At 61.4% G+C, this 16,441-nt stretch carries 15 protein-coding genes and 1 pseudogene; 12 read left to right on the top strand and 4 right to left on the bottom strand.

Annotated elements, in window-relative coordinates; all coding sequences use genetic code 11:
* Positions 1 to 119: 119 nt before the first annotated feature.
* Complete coding sequence (locus HX811_RS17950; protein ID WP_177020261.1) at positions 120 to 1,049, top strand: SdiA-regulated domain-containing protein; 930 nt, start codon at positions 120 to 122, stop codon at positions 1,047 to 1,049.
* 117 nt (positions 1,050 to 1,166) lie between these two features.
* On the top strand, positions 1,167 to 2,072 hold the full coding sequence (locus HX811_RS17945) for an SdiA-regulated domain-containing protein (protein WP_177046773.1): 906 nt from the start codon (positions 1,167 to 1,169) through the stop codon (positions 2,070 to 2,072).
* A gap of 133 nt (positions 2,073 to 2,205) precedes the next feature.
* Here HX811_RS17945 and rpiA read toward each other — a convergent pair whose 3' ends face one another.
* Positions 2,206 to 2,877, bottom strand: a complete 672-nt coding sequence (gene rpiA / locus HX811_RS17940; protein ID WP_003213836.1) for a ribose-5-phosphate isomerase RpiA — start codon at positions 2,875 to 2,877, stop codon at positions 2,206 to 2,208.
* 136 nt (positions 2,878 to 3,013) lie between these two features.
* Here rpiA and ilvA point away from each other — a divergent pair, with 136 nt between their 5' ends.
* Both ilvA and HX811_RS17930 read left to right on the top strand, forming a co-directional pair.
* Positions 3,014 to 4,528 carry a threonine ammonia-lyase, biosynthetic gene (ilvA, locus tag HX811_RS17935; protein ID WP_003213834.1) on the top strand — a complete coding sequence of 505 codons (1,515 nt, stop codon included), beginning with the start codon at positions 3,014 to 3,016 and terminating at the stop codon, positions 4,526 to 4,528.
* A 40-nt stretch (positions 4,529 to 4,568) separates the two neighbouring features.
* Positions 4,569 to 4,982, top strand: coding sequence for a DUF2269 family protein (locus HX811_RS17930; protein ID WP_102370118.1), 414 nt, complete (start codon positions 4,569 to 4,571; stop codon positions 4,980 to 4,982).
* Between the two features lie 112 nt (positions 4,983 to 5,094).
* Here HX811_RS17930 and HX811_RS17925 read toward each other — a convergent pair whose 3' ends face one another.
* On the bottom strand, positions 5,095 to 5,751 hold the full coding sequence (locus HX811_RS17925) for an HAD family phosphatase (protein ID WP_177046771.1): 657 nt from the start codon (positions 5,749 to 5,751) through the stop codon (positions 5,095 to 5,097).
* A 143-nt stretch (positions 5,752 to 5,894) separates the two neighbouring features.
* Between HX811_RS17925 and HX811_RS17920 the strand changes: the two genes are divergently transcribed.
* Both HX811_RS17920 and ptsP read left to right on the top strand, forming a co-directional pair.
* Positions 5,895 to 6,374 (top strand): RNA pyrophosphohydrolase, encoded by a 480-nt coding sequence (locus tag HX811_RS17920; RefSeq protein WP_003176750.1) that lies wholly within the window; start codon positions 5,895 to 5,897, stop codon positions 6,372 to 6,374.
* A 22-nt stretch (positions 6,375 to 6,396) separates the two neighbouring features.
* Positions 6,397 to 8,676, top strand: a complete 2,280-nt coding sequence (gene ptsP / locus HX811_RS17915) for a phosphoenolpyruvate--protein phosphotransferase (RefSeq protein WP_003213828.1) — start codon at positions 6,397 to 6,399, stop codon at positions 8,674 to 8,676.
* A gap of 99 nt (positions 8,677 to 8,775) precedes the next feature.
* Here the strand turns inward: ptsP and HX811_RS17910 are convergent, their stop codons facing one another.
* Positions 8,776 to 9,522: an NRDE family protein gene (locus HX811_RS17910; protein ID WP_177046769.1), complete on the bottom strand. Its 747-nt coding sequence runs from the start codon at positions 9,520 to 9,522 to the stop codon at positions 8,776 to 8,778.
* 89 nt (positions 9,523 to 9,611) lie between these two features.
* Here HX811_RS17910 and HX811_RS17905 point away from each other — a divergent pair, with 89 nt between their 5' ends.
* The 3 genes from HX811_RS17905 to HX811_RS17895 all read left to right on the top strand — a co-directional run bounded on the left by HX811_RS17905 (position 9,612) and on the right by HX811_RS17895 (position 12,158).
* Entirely contained in the window at positions 9,612 to 10,394 is a 783-nt protein-coding gene (locus HX811_RS17905) for a sulfite exporter TauE/SafE family protein (RefSeq protein WP_003213825.1), read from the top strand.
* 66 nt (positions 10,395 to 10,460) lie between these two features.
* Complete coding sequence (gene lgt, locus HX811_RS17900) at positions 10,461 to 11,273, top strand: prolipoprotein diacylglyceryl transferase (RefSeq protein ID WP_010167785.1); 813 nt, start codon at positions 10,461 to 10,463, stop codon at positions 11,271 to 11,273.
* Between the two features lie 51 nt (positions 11,274 to 11,324).
* Positions 11,325 to 12,158 carry a thymidylate synthase gene (locus HX811_RS17895; RefSeq protein ID WP_008438950.1) on the top strand — a complete coding sequence of 278 codons (834 nt, stop codon included), beginning with the start codon at positions 11,325 to 11,327 and terminating at the stop codon, positions 12,156 to 12,158.
* Between the two features lie 124 nt (positions 12,159 to 12,282).
* Here HX811_RS17895 and cadR read toward each other — a convergent pair whose 3' ends face one another.
* The gene (cadR, locus tag HX811_RS17890; RefSeq protein ID WP_017476559.1) at positions 12,283 to 12,732 is read right to left on the bottom strand and encodes a Cd(II)/Pb(II)-responsive transcriptional regulator; all 450 of its coding nucleotides are present in this window, start codon (positions 12,730 to 12,732) and stop codon (positions 12,283 to 12,285) included.
* 85 nt (positions 12,733 to 12,817) lie between these two features.
* Here cadR and HX811_RS17885 point away from each other — a divergent pair, with 85 nt between their 5' ends.
* From HX811_RS17885 to HX811_RS17875, 3 genes and pseudogenes are all read left to right on the top strand, one after another.
* Positions 12,818 to 15,088 carry a heavy metal translocating P-type ATPase gene (locus tag HX811_RS17885; protein ID WP_177046767.1) on the top strand — a complete coding sequence of 757 codons (2,271 nt, stop codon included), beginning with the start codon at positions 12,818 to 12,820 and terminating at the stop codon, positions 15,086 to 15,088.
* 16 nt (positions 15,089 to 15,104) lie between these two features.
* Positions 15,105 to 15,968 carry a LysR family transcriptional regulator gene (locus HX811_RS17880; protein WP_008438952.1) on the top strand — a complete coding sequence of 288 codons (864 nt, stop codon included), beginning with the start codon at positions 15,105 to 15,107 and terminating at the stop codon, positions 15,966 to 15,968.
* A gap of 222 nt (positions 15,969 to 16,190) precedes the next feature.
* A pseudogene (locus HX811_RS17875) lies at positions 16,191 to 16,441 on the top strand (IS110 family transposase); the annotation flags it as partial.

The following is a 16,441-nucleotide window of genomic DNA, read 5'->3' as shown; positions in this document are numbered from 1 at the left end:
TTGCCTGAAACATCGGTTTTTGCATTTTTTTCACACCCCATCCGGATAATCCTCAGCCTCCTGCGCGCGGACCTTGTGATCCTGTGCTATCCCCTAAAGCTGACTTTCTGGAAAGCGTAATGGCCGTGCCTCTCCCCTCTGTAAAACCCACGTTGCGTTCACGCCTTGCCATGCGCTGGTATTCCTGGCTGTTCCTCGCCGGCGCGATCATTTACGGCGTGGCCTGGGCGATGCACTGGGACGACCGTGGCGTGTTGTGGCTGGCGGAGGGTTTCGAAACCCCGGCCGAGCGCCTGGAAAGCGTCTGGCTCCCGGACTACCACGCGGTGATCGACGCCAAGCTGCTGCCCGGCATGGAGAAGGACGAAGCCTCGGACCTCGCCTATAACCCGCTGACCAAGACCCTGTTCTCGGTGATGGGCAAGAACCCGTTCCTGGTTGAACTGACCCTGCAAGGCGACGTGCTGCGCAAGATGCCGCTCAACGGCTGGAACAACCCGGAAGGCGTGACCATGATGGAAAACGGCCTGATGGCCGTGGTCGATGAGCGCCAGCACAGCCTGACCATCGTCAAGGTCGACCCACAGACCCAGCAGTTGAACAAAGCCGACTTCCCGTCCTATGACCTGGGCCCGTCCAAGGACCAGAACAAAGCCTTTGAGGCGGTGACCTGGGACAAGCGCAACCAACAGCTGATTCTCGGCGAAGAACGCCCACCGGCCCTGTTCACCTGGAAAAGCGACGGCAGCCAGACCCTCACCGGCGCCAAGCAAAAGCTCGCCAGCACTGAACTGGACATGCGCAACCTGTCGGCGCTGACCGTCGACCCGCGTACCGGCCACCTGCTGGCGCTGTCGGCGGACTCCCATCTGTTGCTGGAACTGGACGAGAAGGGCGAGCAGGTCAGCTTCATGACCTTGCTCGGCGGCTTCAATGGCTTGAAGAACACCATCCCGCGTGCCGAAGGCGTGACCATGGACGAGAACGGCACGCTGTATATGGTCAGCGAGCCGAACCTGTTCTATCGCTTCGAGAAGCAGGCGCAGTAGTTCGATTACGTCAGATTTTTCTCTATCTGCGGCATAAGCCAGACACCCGGGGCGTTTAAGTTTAAATTCAGGCGACCGTGATATTCATTCGCCAGTTTTTACTCTGAGCCCCGCCCGATGCGTCGACTTGCCCGCCCCAAACCTGCTTTTTTTATCCTGATCCTGATCGCCCTGGTGGCGTGCGGTGTGGTTGCCCAGCAATTGCGTCTGTTCGAGCGTGCCTGGTTCAACTGGCAATCCTGGCGCAATCCCGCCGGGGAACACTCCATTGGCCTTGGCGATTACCGGGTGGCCCTGGAGGCCCAGGTGATCGACGGCCTCAACGATGATGTCTCGGCACTGACCTTTGATCCGGTGCGCAACAGCCTGTTTACCGTGACCAACAAGAACGCTGAGCTGGTCGAACTGTCCCTGGACGGCAAAATCCTGCGGCGCATTGCGCTGGTGGGGTTTGGCGATGCCGAGGCCGTGGAGTACATCAGCGACAACACCTACGTGATCAGCGACGAACGCCAGCAGCGGCTGATCAAGGTCCATGTGGATGACGACACCCAATTCCTCGATGCCGCCGACGCCGAGCAAATGACCCTCGGCGTGCACCTGGGCGGCAACAAGGGCTTCGAAGGCCTGGCCTATGACTCGGTGGGCAAGCGCCTGTTTGTGGCCAAGGAACGCGACCCGATGCTGATCTACGAGGTCCACGGCTTTCCGCATTTCAAACCGGAAAAAACCTACTCGGTGCACGTGATCAACAACCCCAAGCGCGATGCCGGGTTGTTTGTGCGCGACCTGTCGAGCCTGCAATACGACGAGCGTAGCGGTCATCTGCTGGCGCTGTCGGATGAGTCATTTTTGGTGCTGGAACTGGATATCGACGGTCGCCCCCTGAGCAGCCTGTCGCTGCTCAAGGGGCGCCATGGCCTGAAGCAGCGCGTGCCTCAGGCCGAGGGGATCGCCATGGACAACGACGGCACGTTGTACATGGTCAGTGAGCCCAACTTGTTCTATGTGTTCAAGAAATGAACCCGATCCCAGCCATGGCGAGGATCGAATGTGGGAGCTGGCTTGCCTGCGATGCAGGCGACGCGGTCTTTCAGTAGTACCGGGGCGATGCCATCGCAGGCAAGCCAGCTCCCACACTGGGCCTGTGGTGCTTTTATGCCTTAAGGGTTTTCACGCCTTCCGCGGTGCCCAGCAGCAATACGTCAGCCGGACGGGCCGCAAACAAACCGTTGGTGACGACGCCGACGATCGCGTTGATCTGGCGCTCCAGTTCCACCGGGTTGGTGATCTGCATGTTGAACACGTCGATGATGATGTTGCCGTTGTCGGTCAGCACGCCTTCGCGGTACACCGGGTCGCCGCCCAGTTTCACCAGTTCGCGGGCCACGTGGCTGCGGGCCATCGGGATCACTTCCACCGGCAGCGGGAACGCGCCGAGTACCGGCACCAGTTTGCTGGCGTCGGCGATGCAGATGAAGGTCTTGGCCACGGCCGCGACGATCTTCTCGCGGGTCAGGGCTGCGCCGCCGCCCTTGATCAGGTTCAGGTGTGCGTCGCTTTCATCGGCGCCGTCGACATAGAACTCCAGGTCGCTGACGGTGTTCAGCTCGTACACCGGAATACCGTGGCCCTTGAGCCGCGCAGCGGTGGCTTCGGAGCTGGCAACCGCGCCGTCGAACGCACCCTTGTGCAGGGCCAGCGCATCGATAAAGCAGTTGGCGGTGGAACCGGTGCCGACACCGACGATGCTTTTATCGTCGAGTTTAGGAAGGATTAAATCGACGGCGGCCTGGGCCACTGCCTGTTTGAGTTGATCCTGGGTCATGCGGGCTCCGGAACGGGCGGGGAGTAAAGAGGGGCGCGAGTATAACCCAACAAAACCTCGGTTTTCGTGTGGTCGCCCGGCCAAACGCTGGGTTAGACTCCTTGGCCCTGCCCAACCCGCCCAGTGATGCTTTCCGATGCTTGAACAGTACGTCAAAAAGATCCTCACCTCGCGCGTTTACGACGTTGCCGTAGAAACCCCGCTGCAGACCGCCCGCCAGCTCTCCGAGCGGCTGGGCAACAAGGTCTGGCTCAAGCGCGAAGACTTGCAGCCGGTGTTCTCGTTCAAGATTCGCGGTGCCTACAACAAGCTGACCCAACTGAGCGCCGAAGAACGTGCGCGCGGCGTAGTCACCGCTTCGGCGGGCAATCATGCCCAGGGCCTGGCCCTGGCGGCCAAGGTGCTGGGGGTCAAGGCCACCATCGTGATGCCCAAGACCACCCCCGAGATCAAGGTCGAAGGCGTGCGTTCCCGTGGCGGCAAAGTGGTGCTGCACGGGGATTCTTTCCCGGAAGCCCTGGCGTATTCGCTGAAGCTGGTCGACGAAAAAGGCTACGTCTACATTCACCCCTACGATGATCCGCACACCATTGCCGGGCAGGGCACCGTGGCGATGGAGATCCTGCGCCAGCACCCGGGGCCGTTGGACGCGATTTTCGTCCCGGTGGGCGGTGGCGGCCTGATTGCCGGTATCGCGGCCTACGTGAAATACCTGCGGCCCGAGATCAAGATCATCGGCGTCGAGCCGGACGACTCCAACTGCCTGCAAGCCGCCATGGCGGCGGGCGAGCGCGTGGTACTGCCGACCGTGGGCATCTTCGCCGACGGCGTGGCGGTGGCGCAGATCGGCCAGCACACCTTCGACATCTGCAAGGATTACGTGGATGAAGTGATTACCGTCAGCACCGATGAAATCTGCGCGGCGATCAAGGACATCTACGACGACACCCGCTCCATCACAGAGCCCGCCGGCGCCCTGGGCGTGGCGGGTATCAAGAAATACGTCGAGACCCGTGGCATCACCGGGCAAACCCTGGTGGCCATCGATTCCGGGGCCAACGTCAACTTCGACCGCCTGCGCCATGTGGCCGAGCGCGCCGAGCTGGGGGAAGGCCGCGAAGCCATCATCGCCGTGACCATCCCCGAGAAACCGGGCAGCTTCAAGGCCTTTTGCGAAGCCGTGGGCAAGCGCCAGATCACCGAATTCAACTACCGCTACCACTCCGGGCGCGAGGCGCACATTTTTGTCGGCGTGCAGACCCACCCGGAAAACGACCCGCGCAGCGCGCTGATCGCCAGCCTCACCAGCCAGGGTTTCCCGGTGCTGGACCTGACGGAAAACGAACTGGCCAAGCTGCACATCCGCCATATGGTCGGCGGCCATGCGGCGCACGTCAGCGACGAGGTGGTGTTCCGCTTCGAATTCCCGGAACGTCCGGGGGCACTGTTCAACTTCCTTAACAAATTGGGCGGGCGCTGGAACATCTCGATGTTCCACTATCGCAACCACGGCGCCGCCGATGGGCGCGTGGTGGCGGGCCTGCAAGTACCGGCGGACGAGCGTCACCTGGTGCCGGCGGCGCTGGAGGCCATTGGCTACCCGTACTGGGATGAAAGTGATAACCCGGCCTACCAGCTGTTCCTCGGTTGAGCGACTACGCTGACTGGGCGGCCTTCAAGGAATCGAGAACATGGAAACGCTGACCACCCTTAAAGTTATCCACATCGCGGCCACGGTGTTGCTGCTGCTCAGCGGCCTCGCCCTGGCAGTGCTGGCCTGGCGCAAACGCAGCGCGGGGCCGGCCTATACCGTGCAGCGGCCGTGGGTGTTTGTGTGGTTGTTGATGGGCATTTGCGTGGTGAGCATGCCGTTCACCGGCTGGTGGCTGGCGCACCTGATCGGCTGGCCGCTGGGGCAAACCTGGATCCTGGGTTCCAGCGTGATCTACACCGTGGCGGCGCTGAGCTGGTTCTGGCTGGTGGTGCGGCTTAATCGGCTGCGGTTGGGCGGGGCGGGGAGTTTGAACTTTACCGTGGCGCTGGCGGTGGTGAGCCTGGTGGGGTTTGTGGCGATTGCCGGGTTGATGGGTGCCAAGCCGGTTTAAGGCTTGAGACCGAGTTGCCTCCATTCGCGAGCAAGCCCGCTCCCACATTTGACTGCATTCCAAAGGTGGAACTCGAGCAAATGTGGGAGCGGGCTTGCTCGCGAAAGCTTTATCAGCCGCGCAGGGTGATCACCGGCCAGCCACGCTTCTCGGCTTCAGCCCGCAGATTCGGATCCGGATCCACCGCCACTGCATGCGTCACCTGCTCCAACAGCGGCAGGTCATTCATCGAATCGCTATAGAAGTAGCTGTCCTCCAGGTTGTACCCGGTCTCTTCCAGCCAGCGATTCAAGCGCGTCACCTTGCCCTCGCGAAAGCACGGGATATCCGTACTGCGCCCGGTGTAACGGCCATCCTGCATCTCGCATTCCGTCGCAATCAGGGTTTCAACCCCCAACCGCTCGGCAATCGGCGCAGTCACAAAACGGTTGGTCGCGGTGATGATCACCAGCTTGTCGCCCGCCGCCCGGTGCTTGGCCAGCAACTCAACCGCCTTGGGCAGCATGATCGGCTCGATGCAGTCGCGCATGTAGTCGCGATGCCATTCATCCAGCTGGGCCATCTCGGTGCGGCCGAGGATTTCCAGGCAGAAGTTCAGGTACTCGGCGTTATCCAGCTTGCCGGCCAGGTAGTCCTGGTAGAACTCATCATTGCGGGCCTTGTAGGCCACCGCGTCGAGAATCCCGCGTTCACAGAGGTAATCGCCCCAGGCGTGATCGCTGTCACCCCCCAAAAGCGTGTTGTCCAAGTCGAATAAAGCCAGGCGCATTGCAGTTACTCGCTGAAAAGTCTGTAAAAAGGCGTCCAGAATACGGTCTTTTCACAAGAGTGCACATAAGGTAAGCAGCCTCGTTGCCGCTGTATCAATCTTTGTGGAACAATGCGGTGACATGCGTTTGCGAGGTTGTTGCCGTGATCGACCCCGATGGTTTCCGTCCTAATGTCGGGATTATTCTTACGAATGATGCCGGACAGGTGCTATGGGCTCGCCGTATCAACCAAGATGCCTGGCAGTTTCCTCAAGGCGGAATCAACCCCGACGAAACCCCTGAAGACGCCTTGTACCGTGAGTTGAACGAAGAAGTAGGCCTTGAACGTGAAGATGTGCAAATTCTGGCCTGCACCCGAGGCTGGTTGCGCTATCGTTTGCCGCAACGTCTGGTGCGTACCCACAGCCAACCGCTGTGCATCGGCCAGAAACAGAAATGGTTTCTCCTGCGCCTGATCTCCAACGAGCAGCGGGTGCGGATGGATTTGACCGGTAAACCGGAGTTCGATGGCTGGCGCTGGGTCAGTTATTGGTATCCGTTGGGCCAGGTGGTGACATTCAAGCGCGAGGTTTATCGTCGCGCTCTTAAAGAGCTTGCCCCGCGCCTTTTAGCGCGCGACTGACGACGGAGTTCGACCCCGAGCCATGCTCAATACGCTGCGCAAGATCGTCCAGGAAGTTAACTCCGCCAAGGATCTCAAGGCGGCGTTGGGGATTATTGTGTTGCGCGTCAAGGAAGCCATGGGCAGCCAGGTCTGCTCGGTTTACCTGCTGGACCCCGAGACCAACCGTTTTGTCCTGATGGCCACCGAGGGCTTGAACAAGCGCTCCATCGGCAAGGTCAGCATGGCGCCCAATGAAGGTCTGGTGGGCCTGGTGGGGACGCGTGAAGAACCCCTGAACCTCGAAAACGCGGCCGATCACCCGCGTTATCGCTACTTTGCCGAAACCGGTGAAGAGCGCTACGCCTCGTTCCTCGGTGCGCCGATCATTCACCACCGCCGCGTTGTCGGCGTGTTGGTCATCCAGCAGAAAGAACGCCGCCAGTTCGACGAAGGTGAAGAAGCCTTCCTCGTGACCATGAGCGCGCAGCTCGCCGGGGTTATCGCCCACGCCGAGGCCACCGGTTCGATTCGCGGCCTTGGGCGCCAGGGCAAGGGCATCCAGGAAGCCAAGTTCGTCGGCGTGCCGGGTTCGCCGGGTGCGGCTGTCGGTACCGCCGTGGTCATGCTGCCGCCCGCCGACCTGGACGTGGTGCCGGACAAGACCGTCACCGACATCGACGCTGAAATCATCCTGTTCAAGACCGCCCTCGAAGGCGTACGCAATGACATGCGCACCCTCTCGACCAAGCTGGCCACCCAGCTGCGGCCTGAAGAGCGGGCGTTGTTCGACGTGTACCTGATGATGCTCGACGACGCGTCCCTGGGCAGCGAAGTCAAGGACGTGATCAAGACCGGCCAGTGGGCCCAGGGCGCGCTGCGCCAGGTGGTCACCGATCACGTCAACCGTTTTGAATTGATGGACGACGCCTACCTGCGCGAGCGCGCCTCGGACGTGAAGGACCTCGGTCGCCGTCTGCTGGCCTACCTGCAGGAAGAGCGCTCGACCACGTTGGTGTACCCCGACAACACCATCCTGATCAGTGAAGAACTGACCGCCACCATGCTCGGCGAAGTGCCGGAAGGCAAACTGGTGGGCCTGGTCTCGGTACTGGGTTCGGGCAACTCCCACGTCGCGATCCTGGCTCGGGCCATGGGCATTCCGACGGTGATGGGTCTGGTGGACCTGCCGTATTCCAAGGTCGACGGCATCGAAATGATCGTCGACGGCTACCACGGCGAGGTCTACACCAACCCCAGCGAAGTGTTGCGCAAGCAATACGCCGAAGTGGTGGAAGAAGAACGCCAGCTGTCCCAGGGCCTCGACGCCCTGCGGGAACTGCCCTGCGTGACCCTAGACGGCCACCGCGTACCGCTGCTGGTCAACACCGGCCTGCTGGCGGACGTGGCACGTGCACAACAGCGCGGCGCCGAAGGGGTGGGCCTGTACCGCACCGAAGTGCCGTTCATGATCAACCAGCGTTTTCCGAGTGAGAAGGAGCAGCTGGCGATTTATCGCGAGCAATTGTCCGCCTTCCATCCGTTACCGGTGACCATGCGCAGCCTTGACATTGGCGGCGACAAGTCACTGTCGTATTTCCCCATCAAGGAAGACAACCCCTTCCTTGGTTGGCGCGGTATTCGCGTTACCCTCGACCATCCTGAAATCTTCCTCGTCCAGACCCGCGCGATGCTCAAGGCCAGCGAAGGCCTGAACAACCTGCGCATCCTGCTCCCGATGATCTCCGGCACCCACGAGCTGGAAGAAGCCCTGCACCTGATCCACCGGGCCTGGGGCGAAGTGCGCGACGAAGGCGCCGACGTGCCGATGCCGCCGATTGGCGTGATGATCGAGATTCCGGCGGCGGTGTACCAGGCTAAAGAGCTGGCGCGGCAGGTGGACTTCCTGTCGGTGGGCTCCAACGACCTGACCCAGTACCTGCTGGCCGTGGACCGCAACAACCCGCGGGTGGCCGACCTCTACGACTACCTGCACCCGGCGGTGCTGCAAGCCTTGCAGAACGTGGTGCGCGACGCCCATGCCGAAGGCAAGCAGGTGAGTATCTGCGGCGAGATGGCCGGTGACCCGGCGGCGGCCGTACTGTTGATGGCGATGGGCTTTGACAGCCTGTCGATGAACGCCACCAACTTGCCGAAGGTGAAATGGATGCTGCGCCAGATCAACCTGAGCCGGGCCAAGGAGCTGCTGGCGGAGTTGATGACTATCGACAACCCGCAAGTTATCCACAGCTCGCTGCAATTGGCGCTGAAGAACCTTGGGTTGGCGCGGATGATCAACCCGGCGTCTGCAAAGAGCCTCTAACCCGAGGCGCCTTCATCGCAGGCAAGCCAGCTCCCACATTTGGAATGCATTTCCCTGTGGGAGCCGGGCTTGCCCGCGATGAGGCCTCTCCAGTCACTGCTAAATTTTCAGTTCCACCTCGCCCAGCCTGCCGCCATGGGGTCCAAAACTGCGCTCCACGATATGCCGCGTCCCGTCGGCATTCACAATCAACGCCGTACTCGCCCGCGTCCCGTAACTGGGACTGGCAATAAACACACTCGACAGCAAACTCTCCGTCGCCAAGCCCACGCCGGTGTCCGGCAAGTCAGCAAACGGCGCGGTCTGCGGGTCGCTCAAAATCCCCAGCAAGGCTTCAGGCTGCGGATCGTCCAGCACTTCTGTCAGCGCCGCCTTGGCCTTCAACAACTTCGGCCACGGCGTATCCAGCCCTGCATTGGATAACCCATAAACCCCCGCCACCAATGGTGTCGGCGCAGATTCCTTGGCGTTGTAATGCCAAAGCTCGTCCCGCGTCCCAACCAGCAGGTTAAACCCGGCATATTCAATCGATCTGCCATTAACGTCGGCCAAATAGTCGTCAATCGACAGCGAACCGCTGAGAAAGCGCGCCACCAACTCACCCCGCGACTTGCGCGCCGGCGGCTGGTGCGGGTCACGGATATTGGTCAGCGCCGCAAAGCGCCCCTCTGCGCCAACTCCCAGCCAGGTCCCGCCCGCTTCCTGGTCCCTGCCCGCGTAAACATGGGGCGCATCCAGCCACTGGGCCAACGGCAAACTGGGCCGGGCATAAAATTCATCACGGTTGGCCGCGACGATCAGCGGCTGGGCGTGGCCCGGCCGCCAGGCGAAAACAATCAGGCACATAAGGCGATCCCTTTGTGTTTTGCCCACTCTACCCATAGAACCCTGTGCTTTGCATCCGTTAACATGCCGGTCTGTTTTCGGGGGCTCCCATGGAATTTCTGCTGTATTTGCTGCTGGGATCCTGCGCGGGCATGCTCGCCGGGCTGTTCGGCGTGGGCGGCGGCATCATTATTGTGCCGGTGCTGGTGTTCAGCTTCACCTTGCAGGGCTTCGATCCCGCGGTGCTGACCCACCTCGCTGTCGGCACGTCCCTGGCGTCTATTATCTTCACGTCGGTGAATGCGGTGCGTGAGCATCATCGGCGCGGCGCCGTGCGCTGGCCGATCTTCGTATGGATGGCCGTGGGTATCCTGCTGGGCGCGGGCGTTGGCGCGCTGACCGCCGAGGCGATCTCCGGGCCGCATCTACAGAAGATCATCGGTGTGTTCGCCCTGGTGATCGCCGTGCAGATGACCCTGGAGCTCAAGCCCAAGGCCAGCCGCCAGGTGCCGGGCAAGCTTGGCCTGACCCTGGCGGGCGGCGTGATTGGCTGGTCGTCGGCGATTTTCGGCACCGGCGGCGGTTCGTTGACCGTGCCGTTCCTGACCTGGCGCAGCGTGCCGATGCAGCAGGCAGTGGCCACTTCGTCGGCCTGCGGCTTGCCGATCGCCCTGGCCAGTGCGTTAAGTTTCATGATTCTGGGCTGGCATGATCCGCTGCTGCCCGATCATAGTCTCGGCTTTGTGTACTTGCCGGCGCTGTTGGGCATCGCCCTGACCAGTATGGTGGCGGCCCGTTTTGGCGCGCGCCTGGCGCACCGGTTGTCGCCGCGCTTGCTCAAGCGGCTGTTCGCCGGGCTGCTGTTCTGCGTAGGGCTGAATTTTTTGCTGTAACGCAGGCTTAATCGCGCACCGGCATGGTCCGATGCGCCATGACTATTGATTTAACGAGGAGTCGCAATGCTGCCTTACCCGCAGATCAACCCGGTGGCCGTGGCCATCGGTCCGCTGCAAATCCACTGGTACGGGTTGATGTACCTGATCGGCATCGGCGGTGCCTGGCTGCTGGCTTCCCGGCGCCTGAACCGTTTCGACCCGACCTGGACCAAGGAGAAGCTCTCCGACATGGTGTTCTGGATGTCGATGGGGGTCATCGTCGGCGGACGCCTGGGTTATGTGCTGTTCTACGACCTGCCAGCCTACATCGCCAACCCGACGCTGATCTTCGAGGTGTGGAAGGGCGGCATGGCGTTCCACGGCGGGTTTGTGGGAGTGATGATCGCCGCCTGGTGGTTTGGCCGGCGTAACGGCAAGTCGTTCTTCCAGTTGATGGACTTCGTCGCACCGTTCGTGCCGATTGGCCTGGGTGCCGGGCGCATCGGCAACTTCATCAACGCCGAACTGTGGGGCAAGCCGAGTGACGTGCCGTGGGCCATGGTGTTCCCGCCGTTCAGCGACCCGGCGCAATTGCCGCGCCACCCCTCGCAGCTGTACCAGTTCGCCCTGGAAGGCGTGGCGCTGTTCCTGATCCTCTACATCTTCTCGCGCAAGCCACGCCCGACCATGGCCGTTTCGGGGATGTTCGCGTTGTTCTACGGGATCTTCCGCTTTATCGTCGAGTTCGTACGGGTGCCGGATGCGCAACTGGGCTACCTGGCGTGGGGCTGGGTGACCATGGGTCAGATTCTCAGCCTGCCGATGATCATCGCCGGCCTGGGCCTGCTGTGGTGGGCTTACAATCGCCCGCAAGGCATCAAGAACACCGCGCTTTAAATTCGAACGCCGGGACCCGAGGGTCCCGGCTTCAACGATACAGGTATACACATGAAGCAATATCTCGAACTACTGAACGATGTCGTGACCAATGGCCTGACCAAGGGCGACCGCACCGGCACCGGCACCAAGGCCGTGTTTGCCCGTCAGTTTCGGCATAGCTTGGCCGACGGCTTCCCGCTGCTGACCACCAAGAAGCTTCACTTCAAAAGCATCGCCAATGAATTGATCTGGATGTTGAGTGGCAACACCAACATCAAGTGGCTGAACGAGAATGGCGTAAAGATCTGGGACGAATGGGCCACCGAAGACGGCGACCTGGGCCCGGTGTACGGCGAGCAGTGGACCGCCTGGCCCACCAAGGACGGCGGCAAGATCAACCAGATCGACTACATGGTCGAGACGCTGAAGACCAACCCCAACAGCCGTCGCATCCTGTTCCACGGCTGGAACGTCGAGTACCTGCCGGACGAGACCAAAAGCCCGCAGCAGAACGCCCGGGACGGCAAGCAAGCGCTGCCACCTTGCCACTTGCTGTACCAGGCGTTTGTGCATGACGGTCATCTGTCGATGCAGTTGTACATCCGCAGCTCCGATGTATTCCTCGGCCTGCCGTACAACACCGCTGCCCTGGCGTTGCTCACCCATATGCTGGCCCAGCAGTGCGACCTGATCCCTCACGAGATCATCGTCACCACGGGCGACACCCATGCCTACAGCAACCATATGGAACAGATCCAGACCCAGTTGGCGCGCACGCCGAAGAAGCTGCCGGAACTGGTGATCAAGCGCAAACCCGCGTCGATCTACGATTACAAATTCGAAGACTTTGAAATCGTGGGCTATGACGCTGATCCGAGCATCAAGGCCGATGTAGCGATCTAAAAGCGATCTCGGTCCAAATGTGGGAGCGGGCTTGCTCGCGAATGCGGTGTATCAGAAACACATTCAGTGGCTGACACTCCGCTTTCGCGAGCAAGCCCGCTTCCACATTTTTTTGTGTACACATTCAATGCCCGTGGCTTCTGCCCACATGTGAGGGCTCAGCCTCGCTGGCCGCGACACTCCCGCTGACTTCCAGCCGCTGCAAAATCCCGCACTGATCCAGATCCGGCCCGCCGCCGCAGCGCTGGCGCAGGTCGAGCAACTGTTCCTGCAACGCCAGCAGCCCGTCGATCCGCGCCTTCACGTGGTGGATGTGCTCGTCAATCAATGCATTCACGCTTTCGCACTGGTCCTGAGGACTGTCACGCAGGCCCAGCAGGCTGCGAATTTCCTCAAGGGTCATGTCCAGGCTGCGGCAGTTGCGGATAAACACCAGCCGCTCAGTGTGCGCCTGGGTGTACAGGCGGTAGTTTCCATCGCTGCGCGCAGGCGGCGGCAGCAGGCCTTCTTTCTCGTAATAACGGATGGTTTCCACCTGGCAATCCGTCAATTTTGCCAATTCGCCGATCTTCATCGCAGCAATCTCCAAAAGGATGCTTGACCCTATAGTGGCTACAGGGTCTTTACTTGGCAACAGGCACCTTTACGGACGCGACAGAATGAGCGATTCCATCCACACCCCGCACAAGCACGACCATGATCATGACCACGCGCACGATCACGGCCCCAAGCTGAAACCTGTGCAGAAGCACGACCATGGCAGCCATGGCGATTCCTGCTGTTCCAGCAAGGCCGCGCCGGCGCTGGTGAAGCTGACCGAAGCCCCGACAGCGGGCTCGCGGCTGAGCACCTTCCGCATCGAAGCCATGGACTGCCCCACCGAGCAGACGCTGATCCAGAACAAACTGGGCAAGCTTGCGGGTGTGCAGCAGCTGGAATTCAACCTGATCAACCGCATTCTCGGCGTCACTCACGACCTGCCGACGACCGCGCCGATCATCGACGCCATCAAGTCCCTGGGCATGCAGGCGGATCCCATCGAAGAGGGCGTCGCCCCGGCGGAACCGCCGGCGAAGAAGCACTGGTGGCCGCTGGCTGTGTCCGGCGTGGGCGCGCTGGGTGCTGAAGTGCTTCACTTCACCAACGCAGCCCCGACGTGGGTGATTGCCCTGGTCGCGCTGATCTCGATCTTCAGCGGCGGCCTCACCACCTACAAAAAGGGCTGGATCGCCCTGAAAAACCTCAACCTGAACATCAACGCCCTGATGAGCATCGCCGTCACCGGCGCGATCCTGATCGGCCAGTGGCCGGAAGCGGCGATGGTGATGTTCCTGTTCACCGTGGCCGAGTTGATCGAGGCCAAGTCCCTGGACCGCGCACGTAACGCCATCAGCGGCTTGATGCAGATGACGCCGGAACAGGCCACGGTCCGTCAGGCCGATGGCAGTTGGGTTGAACAGGAGGTTAAAGTCATTGAACTGGGCGCCATCGTGCGGGTTCGTCCCGGCGAGCGCATTGGCCTGGACGGTGAAGTCACCTCCGGCCAGTCCACCATCGACCAGGCGCCGATTACCGGTGAAAGCCTGCCGATCGAAAAGACCGTGGGCGACAAAGTCTTCGCCGGCACCATCAACCAGGCCGGCTCCCTGGAATACAAAGTCACCGCAGCCGCCAACAACTCCACCCTGGCGCGGATCATCCACGCCGTGGAACAGGCCCAGGGCGCCCGTGCGCCAACCCAGCGTTTTGTCGACACCTTCGCCAAGGTCTACACCCCGGCGGTGTTCATCTTTGCCCTGGGTGTGGCGTTGATCCCACCGCTGTTCATGGGCGGTGTGTGGTTTGAATGGGTCTACCGCGCACTGGTATTGCTGGTGGTCGCGTGCCCATGTGCACTGGTGATTTCCACCCCGGTGACCATCGTCAGCGGCCTGGCCGCCGCGGCGCGCAAAGGCATCCTGATCAAGGGCGGTGTGTACCTGGAGGGTGGCTACAAACTCGACTACCTGGCCCTCGACAAGACCGGCACCATCACCCACGGCAAGCCGGTGCAAACCGATTACCTGGCGCTGTTCCCGAACATGGAAGACAGCGCACCGGCCCTGGCCGCGAGCCTGGCCGGGCGCTCCGATCACCCGGTGTCCCTGGCCATCGCCAACGCGGCTGTGGGCAAAAACCTCACCGTGCACACTGTGGATAACTTCGAGGCCCTGACCGGGCGCGGAGTGAAGGGCGAGATCAATGGAGAGGTCTATTACCTGGGCAACCACCGTCTGGTGGAAGAGCTGAACCTGTGCTCGCCGGCCCTGGAGAAGAAGCTCTTCGCCCTGGAAAAACAAGGCAAGTCCGTGGTCCTGCTGCTGGACAAGTCCGGCCCGCTGGCGCTGTTCGCCGTGGCCGACACCGTGAAGGACACCAGCCGCGAAGCCATCCAGCAGTTGCATGACCTGGGCATCAAGACCCTGATGCTGACCGGCGACAACACCCACACGGCCAAGGCGATCGCCGATCAGGTGGGTATCGACCAGGCCCAGGGCGACCTGTTGCCCACCGACAAACTGCAAGCCATCGAAGCGCTCTACGCCAAGGGCCACCGGGTCGGCATGGTCGGCGACGGCATCAACGACGCCCCGGCGCTGGCCCGTTCCGAGATCGGGTTTGCCATGGCTGCTGCGGGTACCGACACCGCCATCGAGACCGCCGACGTGGCCCTGATGGACGACGACCTGCGCAAGATTCCGGCATTCATTCGGCTGTCGCGGCAAACGTCGAGTATCCTCAAGCAGAACATCGCCCTGGCCCTGGTGATCAAGGCGATCTTTCTCGCGGTGACCTTCCTTGGGATGGCCACCATGTGGATGGCGGTGTTCGCCGACATGGGCGTGAGCCTGCTGGTGGTATTCAATGGTCTGCGCCTGCTGCGCAAATAGTCGATGAGAGGGTGGTGTGCTGAGTGCCGAGCTGAAGGCGTTTTACATGGTCGCCCGCCTGGGCAGCATTACCCAGGCGGCGAAAAAGCTCGGGCTCAGCCAGCCCACGGTGACCACCCAGATTCGTCACCTGGAAAGCCAGTACTCGGTGGAGTTGTTCTACCGTGGCGGGCGCCGCCTGACCGTCAGCGACGAAGGCGCGCGGCTGTTGCCGATGGTCAAGGCGCTGTTGCAGCAGGAAGCGGACATCGAGTTTTTCCTGCGCAACAGTGGCCAGGTACAAGGGGCCTTGAGGATTGCCGCGACGGCACCTTATTACATCCTCGACCTGGTCAAGACCTTCCGCGAGCGACTGCCGCAGGTCGAGGTTTCGGTGGAGATCGGCAACTCCCAGCAGGTGCTGGAAGCGCTGGATGACTACCGCGTAGACGTCGCCGCCTCGTCCCAATTGCTTGAAGACCCGCGCCTGATCCGGCGGGTACTGGGCATGGACCCGCTGGTGCTGGCGGTGCATCGCAATCATCCGCTGGCTGTACTTGAACATGTACCGCTGACCGCGCTGGCCGGGCATACCTTGCTGATGCGCGAGCCGGGGTCGACCACCCGTCGATTGACTGAAGAGATGTTGCAGGGCGCCGGTGTGAGTTACGGGCCGTTGCTGGAGATCGGCAGCCGGGAATCGATCCGTGAGGCAGTGCTGCGCAATATCGGCATCAGCATCATTGCCCGCCAGGAAGTGCCCCACGACCCGCAATTGCGCGTGCTGACCATCGAGAATGCGCCACAGATTCCCGAGTATTTGTACTGCCTCAAAGAGCGAAAGGGCGCCCGATTGCCGGCGGCGTTCCTCGGGTTAGCGCAGGAAATGTCGCCGCTCTGAAGGCGCCATCGCAGGCAAGCCAGCTTGTATGGTTAGACTTGTAGGGGTGGTGGGACTAAAAGCCAGCATCTGACTCTAGCCAGTACAGACCGTGGGAGACTTCGCCCCACCCCTTCACCAAAGCGCCGATAAGGAATGCATCGGCCATGACCGACGATAGAAGCAAGCCAGCGCAACGGTGAAGCCCCGACAAGCCCATAACCCTAACCCGGAGCGTTTTTCATGGCAATGACTGTCTTGCAATCAATCATCGGCGTGGATGTCGCTAAAGCTGAAGTCGTGGCCTGTCACTTTGAAGCAGACGAATTGAAGATTGTGCCCAACAACAAAACCGAGCTGAGGGCGTGGCTCAAATCTCTCCCCGTGGACAGTGCCATCGCGATTGAGGCGACCAATATCTATCACCTGGATACGGTCAATTTGGCCCACGGGATGGGCCATAAGGTTTATGTGATTGATGGCTACCGCCTTAA

Source organism: Pseudomonas sp. F8002 (genome assembly GCF_013385495.1).
In the GTDB taxonomy this organism is placed as follows: Bacteria; Pseudomonadota; Gammaproteobacteria; order Pseudomonadales; family Pseudomonadaceae; genus Aquipseudomonas.
This window is presented reverse-complemented; position numbering and strand designations above follow the sequence as displayed.

What these genes read in the sequence shown, in the direction of transcription:
- HX811_RS17950 (WP_177020261.1), top strand. Translation starts at nt 120, where the DNA reads ATGGCCGTGCCTCTCCCCTCTGTAAAACCCACGTTGCGTTCACGCCTT.
- HX811_RS17885 (WP_177046767.1), top strand. Translation starts at nt 12,818, where the DNA reads ATGAGCGATTCCATCCACACCCCGCACAAGCACGACCATGATCATGAC.
- HX811_RS17925 (WP_177046771.1), bottom strand. Translation starts at nt 5,751, where the DNA reads ATGCGCCTGGCTTTATTCGACTTGGACAACACGCTTTTGGGGGGTGAC.
- lgt (WP_010167785.1), top strand. Translation starts at nt 10,461, where the DNA reads ATGCTGCCTTACCCGCAGATCAACCCGGTGGCCGTGGCCATCGGTCCG.
- cadR (WP_017476559.1), bottom strand. Translation starts at nt 12,732, where the DNA reads ATGAAGATCGGCGAATTGGCAAAATTGACGGATTGCCAGGTGGAAACC.
- HX811_RS17910 (WP_177046769.1), bottom strand. Translation starts at nt 9,522, where the DNA reads ATGTGCCTGATTGTTTTCGCCTGGCGGCCGGGCCACGCCCAGCCGCTG.
- ilvA (WP_003213834.1), top strand. Translation starts at nt 3,014, where the DNA reads ATGCTTGAACAGTACGTCAAAAAGATCCTCACCTCGCGCGTTTACGAC.
- HX811_RS17895 (WP_008438950.1), top strand. Translation starts at nt 11,325, where the DNA reads ATGAAGCAATATCTCGAACTACTGAACGATGTCGTGACCAATGGCCTG.
- HX811_RS17905 (WP_003213825.1), top strand. Translation starts at nt 9,612, where the DNA reads ATGGAATTTCTGCTGTATTTGCTGCTGGGATCCTGCGCGGGCATGCTC.
- rpiA (WP_003213836.1), bottom strand. Translation starts at nt 2,877, where the DNA reads ATGACCCAGGATCAACTCAAACAGGCAGTGGCCCAGGCCGCCGTCGAT.
- ptsP (WP_003213828.1), top strand. Translation starts at nt 6,397, where the DNA reads ATGCTCAATACGCTGCGCAAGATCGTCCAGGAAGTTAACTCCGCCAAG.
- HX811_RS17930 (WP_102370118.1), top strand. Translation starts at nt 4,569, where the DNA reads ATGGAAACGCTGACCACCCTTAAAGTTATCCACATCGCGGCCACGGTG.
- HX811_RS17945 (WP_177046773.1), top strand. Translation starts at nt 1,167, where the DNA reads ATGCGTCGACTTGCCCGCCCCAAACCTGCTTTTTTTATCCTGATCCTG.